Annotated in this window: 10 protein-coding genes; 8 read left to right on the top strand and 2 right to left on the bottom strand. The window is 67.9% G+C overall.

Features of this window, described 5'->3' with window-relative positions; translation table 11 throughout:
- The 4 genes from odhB to VSO01S_RS24555 all read left to right on the top strand — a co-directional run.
- The coding region (odhB, locus tag VSO01S_RS24540; RefSeq protein WP_084242097.1) for a 2-oxoglutarate dehydrogenase complex dihydrolipoyllysine-residue succinyltransferase at window positions 1–788 on the top strand (788 nt) is incomplete at its 5' end.
- Between the two features lie 11 nt (window positions 789–799).
- A complete protein-coding gene (gene lpdA / locus VSO01S_RS24545; RefSeq protein ID WP_068645400.1) occupies window positions 800–2,230 on the top strand; it encodes a dihydrolipoyl dehydrogenase in 1,431 nt (476 codons plus the stop codon).
- A 13-nt stretch (window positions 2,231–2,243) separates the two neighbouring features.
- Complete coding sequence (gene zapE, locus VSO01S_RS24550; RefSeq protein WP_373282929.1) at window positions 2,244–3,380, top strand: cell division protein ZapE; 1,137 nt, start codon at window positions 2,244–2,246, stop codon at window positions 3,378–3,380.
- Entirely contained in the window at window positions 3,377–4,015 is a 639-nt protein-coding gene (locus VSO01S_RS24555; protein ID WP_068645401.1) for a hypothetical protein, read from the top strand. Before zapE ends, VSO01S_RS24555 begins: the two co-directional genes overlap by 4 nt.
- A gap of 24 nt (window positions 4,016–4,039) precedes the next feature.
- Here the strand turns inward: VSO01S_RS24555 and VSO01S_RS24560 are convergent, their stop codons facing one another.
- The gene (locus VSO01S_RS24560; protein WP_068645402.1) at window positions 4,040–4,813 is read right to left on the bottom strand and encodes a PP2C family protein-serine/threonine phosphatase; all 774 of its coding nucleotides are present in this window, start codon (window positions 4,811–4,813) and stop codon (window positions 4,040–4,042) included.
- Between the two features lie 110 nt (window positions 4,814–4,923).
- Here VSO01S_RS24560 and VSO01S_RS24565 point away from each other — a divergent pair, with 110 nt between their 5' ends.
- Together VSO01S_RS24565 and yoaA are read left to right on the top strand one after the other, a co-directional pair.
- Window positions 4,924–5,127 (top strand): DUF465 domain-containing protein, encoded by a 204-nt coding sequence (locus VSO01S_RS24565; protein ID WP_068645403.1) that lies wholly within the window; start codon window positions 4,924–4,926, stop codon window positions 5,125–5,127.
- A complete protein-coding gene (gene yoaA, locus VSO01S_RS24570; RefSeq protein WP_068645404.1) occupies window positions 5,127–7,133 on the top strand; it encodes a DNA repair helicase YoaA in 2,007 nt (668 codons plus the stop codon). The genes VSO01S_RS24565 and yoaA overlap by 1 nt, the downstream gene beginning before the upstream one ends.
- Before the next feature lie 110 nt (window positions 7,134–7,243).
- Here the strand turns inward: yoaA and VSO01S_RS24575 are convergent, their stop codons facing one another.
- Window positions 7,244–8,053 carry an outer membrane protein assembly factor BamD gene (locus VSO01S_RS24575; RefSeq protein WP_068645405.1) on the bottom strand — a complete coding sequence of 270 codons (810 nt, stop codon included), beginning with the start codon at window positions 8,051–8,053 and terminating at the stop codon, window positions 7,244–7,246.
- 14 nt (window positions 8,054–8,067) lie between these two features.
- Here VSO01S_RS24575 and VSO01S_RS24580 point away from each other — a divergent pair, with 14 nt between their 5' ends.
- Together VSO01S_RS24580 and scpB are read left to right on the top strand one after the other, a co-directional pair.
- A complete protein-coding gene (locus VSO01S_RS24580; RefSeq protein WP_153305418.1) occupies window positions 8,068–9,084 on the top strand; it encodes an RluA family pseudouridine synthase in 1,017 nt (338 codons plus the stop codon).
- 136 nt (window positions 9,085–9,220) lie between these two features.
- Window positions 9,221–10,045, top strand: a complete 825-nt coding sequence (gene scpB, locus VSO01S_RS24585) for an SMC-Scp complex subunit ScpB (protein WP_068645406.1) — start codon at window positions 9,221–9,223, stop codon at window positions 10,043–10,045.
- Window positions 10,046–10,164: the final 119 nt, after the last annotated feature.

The following is a 10,164-nucleotide window of genomic DNA, read 5'->3' on the forward strand; positions in this document are numbered from 1 at the left end:
CCGCCCCGGCGGTGCAGATTCCCACCGGCGCGCCCAAGACCGCGCTGCCGCAGGTCAGCGCCCCCGCCGCCAAGGAAAACCTGGGCGACCGCCCCGAGCAGCGCGTGCCCATGAGCCGCCTGCGCGCCCGCATCGCCGAGCGCCTGCTGCAGTCGCAAGCCACCAACGCCATCCTGACCACCTTCAACGAGGTCAACATGGCCCCGGTGATGGAAATGCGCAAGAAGTTCCAGGACCAGTTCACCAAGGAACACGGCGTGAAGATCGGCTTCATGAGCTTCTTCGTGAAGGCGGCCGTGCATGCGCTCAAGAAGTTCCCGGTGCTCAACGCCTCGGTGGACGGCAACGACATCCTCTACCACGGCTACTTCGACATCGGTATCGCCGTCGGCTCGCCGCGCGGCCTGGTGGTGCCCATCCTGCGCAACGCCGACCAGATGAGCTTCGCCGAGATCGAGAAGAAGATCGCCGAGTACGGCAAGAAGGCCCAGGAAGGCAAGCTCGGCATCGAAGAGATGACCGGCGGCACCTTCTCCATCAGCAACGGCGGCACCTTCGGCTCGATGCTGTCCACGCCCATCATCAACCCGCCGCAGTCGGCCATCCTGGGCGTGCACGCCACCAAGGACCGCGCCGTGGTGGAGAACGGCCAGATCGTCATCCGCCCGATGAACTACCTGGCCATGAGCTACGACCACCGCATCATCGACGGCCGCGAAGCCGTGCTGGGCCTCGTGGCCATGAAGGAAGCGCTGGAAGATCCCGCTCGCCTCCTCTTTGACATCTAAGGAGAGGCGTCATGGCTGACAAGCAATTCGACGTCGTCGTCATCGGCGGCGGCCCCGGCGGCTACATTGCCGCCATCCGCGCGGCCCAGCTGGGCTTCAACGTGGCCTGCATCGACGAATGGAAGAACGCCAAGGGCGGCCCCGCCCTGGGCGGCACCTGCACCAACGTGGGCTGCATTCCCTCCAAGGCGCTGCTGCAATCGTCCGAGCACTACGAGCACGCCGGCAAGCACTTTGCCGACCACGGCATCAAGGTCGAAGGCCTGGGCCTGGACGTGGCCAAGATGCTCGCCCGCAAGGACACGGTGGTCAAGCAGAACAACGACGGCATCCAGTTCCTCTTCAAGAAGAACAAGGTGGCGTCGTTCCACGGCCGCGGCTCCTTCGTCAAGGCAACCGACGCCGGCTACGAGATCAAGGTCAGCGGTGCCTCCGAAGAGACCATCGTGGGCCAGCACGTCATCGTGGCCACCGGCTCCAATGCCCGTGCCTTGCCCGGCGCGCCGTTCGATGAAGAGAACATCCTCAGCAACGACGGCGCCCTGCGCATCGGCAGCGTGCCCAAGAAGCTGGCCCTGATCGGCTCGGGCGTCATCGGCCTGGAGATGGGTTCGGTGTGGCGGCGCCTGGGCGCCGAGGTGACCGTGCTCGAAGCGCTGCCCACCTTCCTGGGTGCGGTGGACGAGCAGATCGCCAAGGAAGCCAAGAAGGCCTTCGACAAGCAGGGCCTGAAGATCGAACTGGGCGTGAAGGTGGGCGAGGTGAAGTCGTCCGCGAAGGGCGTGAGCATCGCCTACGAAAACGCCAAGGGCGAAGCCCAGAGCCTGGACGTCGACAAGCTGATCGTCTCCATCGGCCGCGTGCCCAACACCATCGGCCTGAATGTCGAGGCCGTGGGCCTCAAGCTCGACGAGCGCGGCGCCATCGTGGTGGACGACGACTGCAAGACCAACCTGCCCAAGGTCTGGGCCATCGGCGACGTGGTGCGCGGCCCCATGCTGGCGCACAAGGCCGAGGAAGAGGGCGTTGCCGTGGCCGAGCGCATTGCCGGCCAGCACGGCCACGTCAACTTCAACACGATCCCGTGGGTGATCTACACCTCGCCCGAGATCGCGTGGGTGGGCCAGACCGAGCAGCAGCTCAAGGCCAGCGGCCGTGCCTACAAGGCCGGCACCTTCCCGTTCCTGGCCAACGGCCGCGCACGGGCGCTGGGCGACACCACCGGCATGGTCAAGTTCCTGGCGGACGCTGCCACGGACGAGATCCTGGGCGTGCACATCGTCGGCCCGATGGCCAGCGAACTGATCTCCGAAGCCGTTGTCGCGATGGAGTTCAAGGCAAGCAGCGAGGACATCGCCCGCATCTGCCACGCCCATCCGAGCCTGAGCGAAGCGACCAAGGAAGCCGCCCTGGCGGTCGACAAGCGCACGCTCAACTTCTGAGAAGCAAGAAGGCGTGGACCTTCAGAGCGTGACGGACGGCACCCGCATCCACTCGGTGCGCGCCGTCTACGAGGCGGAGCTGAAAGCGCGGGGCTTCCAGAGCGACCCCGCGCAGCTTCGCGCCATCGATGCGCTGGAGCGCTGCTGCCAGGACTGGGTGGCGTACAAGGCGCAGCGTTCCAACGCCTTCAAGAAGCTGATCAACCGGCCCGACATCCCGCGTGGCGTGTACATGTACGGCGGGGTGGGGCGCGGCAAGAGCTTCCTGATGGACTGCTTCTTCTCGGCCGTGCCGGTCACGCGCAAGACGCGGCTGCACTTCCACGAGTTCATGCGCGAGGTGCACCGGCAACTGGCCGAGCTGCAGGGCACGGTGAATCCGCTGGACGAGTTGGGCCGGCGCATGGCCAGGCGCTACCGGCTGATCTGCTTCGACGAATTCCACGTGGCCGACATCACCGACGCGATGATCCTGCATCGGCTGCTGGTGTCGCTGTTCGAGAACGGCGTGGGCTTCGTCACCACTTCCAACTTCAAGCCCGACGACCTGTATCCGGGCGGCCTGCACCGCGACCGCATCCTGCCGGCCATCCAGCTGCTCAACGAGCGGCTGGAAGTCATCAACGTGGACAACGGCACCGACTACCGGCGCCGCACGCTGGAGCAGGTGCGCCTGTACCTCACGCCCAATGGCGCCGAGGCCGACAAGGAGATGCGCGACGCCTTCCGCCGCCTGGCCGAGAAGGCCGACGACGAGGACCCGGTGCTGCACATCGAGGCGCGCGAAATCCGGGCGCGGCGCAAGGCCGGCGGCGTGGTCTGGTTCGACTTCAAGACGCTGTGCGGCGGGCCGCGCTCGCAGAACGACTACCTGGAAATCGCCAGCCAGTTCCACACGGTGCTGCTGTCGGATGTGCCGCACATGCCGGTGCGCATGGCCTCGGAAGCCCGCCGCTTCACATGGTTGGTGGACGTGCTGTACGACCGGCGTGTCAAACTCATCATGTCGGCGGCCGTCCCCCCGGAGCAGTTGTACACCGAGGGACCCCTGGCCCACGAGTTTCCGCGCACGATCTCGCGGCTGCATGAAATGCAGTCGGCCGAGTTCCTGGCGCTGGAGCCGCGATCGGTCGACACCCGCATTACATGAAGTCAAGGTTCATTCTTTCCTGTCTCCTGGCCGTCGTGGTCTGGCCCGCTTGGGGCCAGGCACCCGCGAGCCAGGAGGATCGGGACGCCATCGAAAAGTCGCGCATCGCTGGCGAGCGCACGGCGATCGAATCGCGCTACGACCAGGACCGCGCCGTCTGCTACCAGAAGTTCGCGGTGCAGGACTGCCTCAACGATGCCCGGCGCAAGCGCCGCGCGCAGGTGGAAGTCCTGAATCGGCAGGAGGCCGCCATCAACGACGCCGAGCGCAAGCGGCGCGGCGCGGCCGAGCTGGAGCGGCTCGAGCAGAAGGGCGCGCTGTCGGCCGAAGACGCCGCCAAGCGCGAACAGGCGCTGCAATCGCAGCAGGACCGCGAGCAGCGAGCGGCGGAACATGCCGCCGACCGACGCGCGAAGGAGGCGGAGGCCGCTGCCAACCGCCGCGCCTTCGAGGACAAGCAGCGCGCTCATGCGCAGGAGCAGGCCAAGGCGGCCGAGCGCCGCACGCAGGATGCAGCGGAGCGACAGCGCTACGAAGAGCGGTTGAAGCAGGCTGAGCAGGACCGTGCGGAGCTCGAGGAGCGCAACGCCAAGCGCACCAAGCCGCGCGCGGCGCCGCTGCCGACGCCGCCTTGAGGCCTTCGTAGCGAAAGACTCGGCTCAGCCTTGGCCCTTGGGCAGCGGCTCGAGCTTGAGAATGGCCACGGAGATGTTGTCGCCCGTACCCCGGGCGCGCGTGCGGGCTTCTTCGATCAGCAACTCCACCGATTCGCGCGGGTTGCGCTCGGCGATCAAGGCGCCCATTTCTTCCGGGGTGAAGTAGTGCCAGAGGCCGTCGCTGCAGGCCATGATGGCATCGCCCGGCCGCAGGTGGTCGATGGTGTGGATGTCAATGGGCGGCTGCGTCGTGGACATGCCCAGGCAGCCCAGCAGGATGTGCGACTGCGGGTGCTCATCCATCTGGTCTTCGGTGATCTCGCCGCGATCGACCAGCGCCTGCACATACGAGTGGTCGAGCGTGCGCTTGACCAGCCGGCCGTTGCGAAACTGGTAGATGCGCGAGTCGCCCACGTGGATCCAGGTGCATTCGCCGCGCGGGTTCATCACGAAGGCCGCCACCGTGCTGTGCGGCTCCTGCTCGGCCGACACCGCCGTGAGCTTGATCACCGTGTGGGCATCTTCCACCACCTGCTTGAGCAGCTGGCTCGCGCTGTCGGTCTCGGGCGAGTATTTGGCAAAGAGCTGGCGCGCCGTCATCAGCACCTGGTCGGAGGCCTTGCGGCCGCCGCTTCGCCCGCCCATGCCGTCCGCCACCACGGCCAGCAGGCAGCCTTTGGCATGCGGGTGGCCGATCATCATGACCTGGTCCTGCTGGTAGGGGCGGTCGCCGCGGTGCAGGCCGCTGGCGGCAGCTAATCGAAAGCCTCGTGTCATCGGTGCGGCAGGCGCCGGTGGCGCTGAGTGCCTTTCTTGCGTCAGGGTGATTGGACTATTATCAAGCGAACAGGGTCCGCGCCTCACCCCAGTGTGAGCGCGGCGCAACTTTGGATTCCAATCTCCACTCCACCGCTCGCCAGTTGATCGAATGCCGCATGGAACATGCGGACCTGGACGCCACCATCGATCGCCTGGCCGAGACCGTTCCGCCGGACGAACTGCTGCTGCGGCGGCTCAAGAAGCGCCGTCTCGCTCTGCGAGACCAGATCGCCCGGCTCGAACGCGAACTGGACCCGCAAGAGCCCGCTTGATGATTTCTCTGGAAGACCGTGTGCGCGAAGTCTTTGCGCAGGGAGGCGCACTGTCTCGTGCCGCGGATCAGTTTCGCGAACGGGACGGGCAGACGCGCATGGCGCTGGCGGTGGCGCAGGTTATCGAAGAGGGCGGCCCGCTGGTGGTGGAGGCGGGCACCGGCGTGGGCAAGACCTTCTCCTACCTGGTGCCAGCGCTGCTGAGCGGCGAACGGGTGCTGCTGTCCACCGCCACCAAGGCGCTGCAGGACCAGCTCTTCGGGCGCGACCTGCCGCGACTGGTCGAAGCGCTCGGCCTGCCGGTGCGCACGGCGCTGCTCAAGGGACGGGCCAGCTACCTCTGCCTGCATCGCCTCGAGCTGGCCCGGCGCGATGCGTCGCCCGAGCGGGTCTCGCAGCGGGCCCTGGCCAAGATCGAACAGTGGTCGCAGGCGACCCGCACCGGCGACCTGGCGGAACTGCCGGGGCTGGACGAGCGCTCGCCCATCATTCCCCTGGTCACCTCCACCCGCGAGAACTGCCTGGGCGCGCAGTGCCCGCAGTTCCGCGCCTGCCACGTCAACCTGGCGCGGCGCGAGGCACTCGCGGCCGACGTGGTGGTGGTCAATCACCATCTCTTCTTCGCCGACCTGTCGGTGCGCGAGTCGGGCATGGCGGAGCTGCTGCCGTCGGTGCGCGTGGTGGTGTTCGACGAGGCGCACCAGCTCAACGAGACCGGGGTGCAGTTCCTGGGCGTGCAGCTGGGCAGCGCGCAGGCGCTGGATTTCTCGCGCGACCTGCTGGCTGCGGGGCTGCAGCATGCGCGCGGCCTGGTGGATTGGCAGACCCTGGCAGCGGGCGTCGAGCGCGCGGCGCGCGAGCTGCGGCTTTCGGCAGGCAGGCAATGGCCGGGCACCAAGCTGCGCTGGACCGATGCGGCGCCAGAAGGCATCGACCCCGGGCCTTGGCAGAACGCGCTCGAAGCGCTCCAGCAGGCTTTCGAGCATGCGGCCGACGGCCTGGCGATGGTGAGCGAGCTCTCGCCCGATTTCGTGCGCCTGAACGAGCGCGCCATCGAACTCGCCAGCCGCGGCCAGCGCTTTGCGCAGCCCTGTGCGCCGGAGTCGGTGCGCTGGGTGGACGTGGGCAATCAGCTGCGGCTGGTGGAGTCGCCGCTGGACATCGCCCAGGCGGTGAAGCGGCGCATGCTCAAGAGCGATGCGCCCAAGGAGGAGGGCGCGCCGAATCGAAGCTGGATCTTCACCTCCGCCACCCTGGGCGACGAGCCGCAGCTGCGCTGGTTCACCGAACCGTGCGGTCTGGAAGACGCCACCGTGCTGCGCGTGTCCAGCCCCTTCGACTACCTGGAACAGGCGGCCCTCTACGTGCCGCGCAACTTTCCCAAGCCCAACGACCCTGCGCACAGCGCGCAGGTGGCCAGGCTGGCCGGGCGGGGCGCCGCATTGCTCGGCGGCCGCACCCTGGTGCTCACCACCACCCTGCGCGCCTTGCGCGCCATCGGCGACGACCTGCGCCGGCAGTTCGAGCAAGGCGATGCGGCGCATGCGCTGGAAGTGCTGGTCCAGGGCGAGCTGCCCAAGCGCGTGCTGATGGACCGCTTTCGCGAAGGCGCGGACCACGGCCGCCCGGGTTGCGTGCTGGTGGCCTCGGCGTCCTTCTGGGAGGGCTTCGACGCGCCCGGCGAAGCGCTGCAGCTGGTGGTCATCGACAAGCTGCCTTTCCCGCCGCCGAACGACCCGCTGGTGGAGGCCCGTTCCAAGCGCCTGGAAAGCCAGGGCCGCAGCGCCTTCAACGAGTACTTCATCCCCGAGGCCGCCGTGGCGCTCAAGCAGGGCGCGGGCCGCTTGATCCGCACCGAACGAGACCGCGGCGTGCTCGCCATCTGCGACACCCGCCTCACGGCCATGAGCTACGGCAAGCGCCTCCTGTCGGCCGTGCCGGGGATGAGAAGACTCGAAAGCGAAGCAGATTTCGACGCCGCCCTGGCCGATCTCCAGCACGGCTAGGAGTTCATGCCAGTCCCGGACCAAGGAACCGGCTTTGCCGGGCCTTAGGTGGGGTCTCCCCCTCGGGGCGTGGAGTTACACGGAGCGAAGCACAGTGAAAAGCCGGGGGGCTACCAAAGCTTCCACCAGGGGTCGTCCTTGGAACGGAATCCCTTGCTGAGGTACTGGCTCTGCGGATAGTTGGTGGTGAGTACGCGCTGGGTGTCGTCGCGCAGTTGCGTCATGCCCAGGGCGTCGTAGGAGCGCACCATGATGTAGAGCGCTTCTTCCACCGCCGGAACCTCGCGGTAGTCGGAAATCGCCAGCTGCGAACGGTTGATGGCCGCCAGGTAGGCGCCGCGCGAGTAGTAGTAGCGCGCCACGTGCACTTCGTACTGCGCCAGCGAATTGACGATGTAGTTCATGCGCGCCCGTGCGTCGGGTGCGTAGCGCGATGCCGGGAAGCGGGTGACCAGTTCCTTGAACGACTCGAAGGATTCCTTGGCCGCCTTCTGGTCGCGTTCCGACAGATCTTGCCGGGTGAAGGACGAGAACATGCCCAGGTCGTCGTTGAAGTTGACGATGCCGCGCATGTACAGCGCATAGTCGTACGCCGGACTGGCCGGGTGCAGCTTCATGAAGCGGTCGAGCGTGGCGATGGCCGCAGGGCGCTCGCCGCCCTTAAACTGCGCGTAGGCCTTTTCGAGCTGTGCCTGCTGGGCCAGGGGCGTGCCGGCGGCGCGGCCTTCCAGCTTCTCGTACAGCGGCACGGCCTTGTCGTAGGCGCCGGAGTCTGCTTCGTCCTTCGCCTCGGAGTAGATCTTGTTGGGGCTCCAGTTGGCCGTCTTGTCGACGTTGTCGCTCGCGCATCCGGCTGCCAGCAGCGCCGTCGCAGCCAGCGCGATCCAGCAGGGGACAGCCGATAATTTGGTGCGAAACATCACTAGAAGCTTTCGTGAATCAGGAGCCCTTAATTATATCGACCGACCCCCTGGACGAAGGCGCCGACGCCTGGGCCCAGGGCGATCCGGAGCAGCCCAGCGAAATCCGCGAATTCAGCATTCCGGCCACACACCACAAGGACCGCCTGGACCGGGTGCTGGCCGAACTGATCCCCGAGTTCTCGCGCAACTACCTGCGCCAGCTCATCGAGGCCGGCGCCGTGCAGTTGAAGGGCCGCGTGGTCACCAAGCCTTCGGCCTCAGTGCTGGCGGGCGAATCGGGCCAGATCGAACTGCGCCCCACGCCGCAGAGCCAGGCGTTCAAGCCGGAGGCAATGGCCCTTTGCGTCGTCTACGAGGACGCGCACCTGCGCGTGATCGACAAGCCGGTGGGCCTGGTGGTGCACCCCGCGCCCGGCCACTGGAGCGGCACGCTGCTCAACGGCCTGCTGGCGCTCGACCCGCAGGCAGCCGCCTTGCCGCGTGCGGGCATCGTGCACCGGCTCGACCGCGACACCAGCGGCCTGATGGTCGTGGCGCGCACGCGGGCCGCCATGGATGCCCTGGTCCAGATGATCGGCGCGCGCACCGTCACCCGCCAGTACCTGGCGCTGGCCCAGCGGGCCTGGCAGGGGGCCGCCACCCGTCATGTCGACGCGGCGATCGGGCGCGATCCGCGCAATCGGCTGCGCATGGCGGTGGTCGACCTGGCGCGCAACGCAGGCAAGCCGGCGCGCACCCTGATCGAGCGGCTGGACGGCTGCGACGAGGGTTGCCTGGTGCGCTGCACCCTCGAGACGGGGCGAACCCACCAGATCCGGGTGCACATGGCTTCCATCGGGCATCCGCTCGTGGGCGATGTCCTCTACGGCGGCGCGGTCACCCCCGAGCTGGGGCGCCAGGCGCTGCATGCGTACCGGCTGGCTTTCGAGCATCCGGTGACGCACGAGGCCCTGTCCTTCAGCTCGCAGCCGCCCGCCGATCTGCTGGCCGGCATGCGCGCCTGGGGGCTGGACTACAATCGCGCGTGACAGGCCCCCTGGGCCTTGGCGGCCCTTGCAGGCCGGCCCCCGCGTTGCACACACGCCCCGGGCGGCGGCAACGCCTCCCTCGTCCTTCCATCTGACCGCGCCGCCTGTCGGCGCTTATCCTGGATCCACGCGAACCATGAATACGGCGGATGCCAAGCGCATTCTCGAAACCGCCTTGATCTGTTCGGCCCAGCCGCTGCCGGTGCGCGAGCTGCGCGTGCTGTTCGACGACGAGCTCGGCGCCGACACCATCAAGACTCTGCTGGGCGAACTGCAGGAAGAGTGGACGCAGCGCGGCATGGAACTGGTCAGCGTGGCCAGCGGCTGGCGCTTCCAGAGCCGCCCCGACATGCGCGACCACCTGGACCGCCTGCACCCCGAAAAGCCGCCGCGCTACACCCGCGCCGCGCTCGAGACGCTGGCCATCATTGCCTACCGGCAGCCGGTCACGCGGGGCGACATGGAAGACATCCGCGGCGTCACCATCAACTCGCAGATCCTCAAGCAGCTCGAAGACCGCAACTGGGTCGAGGTCATCGGCCACCGCGAGACGGTGGGCCGGCCGGCCCTGTATGCCACCACCAAGCAGTTCCTGGACGACCTGGGGCTGGAGTCGCTCGACCAGTTGCCGCTGATCGAATCGCCGGCGCAGCAGGGCGGCGGCTATGCCGAATCGCTGGCCGGTGCCATGGTCGCCGAGCAGGCGGCGCTCCCGATCGAGGAGCCGAGTGCCGAGGCCCAGGCGGCGCCGGAATCTTTCGGCGAAGCCGCCGCGCAAGAAGAACCGGGCGTTCCCGCCGAGCCTCCCGCCACTTCGTTCGAAGAACACACCCCAGAACCCATCCCCGCCGGCGTGGCGACAGACGCGCTGGCCTCGAACGACCCGGCTTTGCCCGAGTCGTCTGACGAAGAAGACGACGACGGCGCCTCGGGCGTCGCGCCCTCCGGAATTCCATCATGACCCCAGAAGAACCCGTCGTTCCCGAGTCGGTGCCCGAGCAACAGGCCGCGCCGCAGGCCGAACCCGCACCCGAAGAGGTGTCCGCTGCCGGCGAGGCCGCCGCGCCCAAGCGCCGGCCG

It is taken from the genome of Variovorax soli NBRC 106424, assembly GCF_001591385.1.
Taxonomy (GTDB): domain Bacteria; phylum Pseudomonadota; class Gammaproteobacteria; order Burkholderiales; family Burkholderiaceae_C; genus Variovorax; species Variovorax soli.

Bases quoted from the DNA above. Each gene is read 5' to 3' on its own strand.
- lpdA (WP_068645400.1), top strand. From the start codon at position 800: ATGGCTGACAAGCAATTCGACGTCGTCGTCATCGGCGGCGGCCCCGGC.
- VSO01S_RS24560 (WP_068645402.1), bottom strand. From the start codon at position 4,813: ATGACACGAGGCTTTCGATTAGCTGCCGCCAGCGGCCTGCACCGCGGC.
- VSO01S_RS24575 (WP_068645405.1), bottom strand. From the start codon at position 8,053: ATGTTTCGCACCAAATTATCGGCTGTCCCCTGCTGGATCGCGCTGGCT.
- scpB (WP_068645406.1), top strand. From the start codon at position 9,221: ATGAATACGGCGGATGCCAAGCGCATTCTCGAAACCGCCTTGATCTGT.
- yoaA (WP_068645404.1), top strand. From the start codon at position 5,127: ATGATTTCTCTGGAAGACCGTGTGCGCGAAGTCTTTGCGCAGGGAGGC.
- VSO01S_RS24555 (WP_068645401.1), top strand. From the start codon at position 3,377: ATGAAGTCAAGGTTCATTCTTTCCTGTCTCCTGGCCGTCGTGGTCTGG.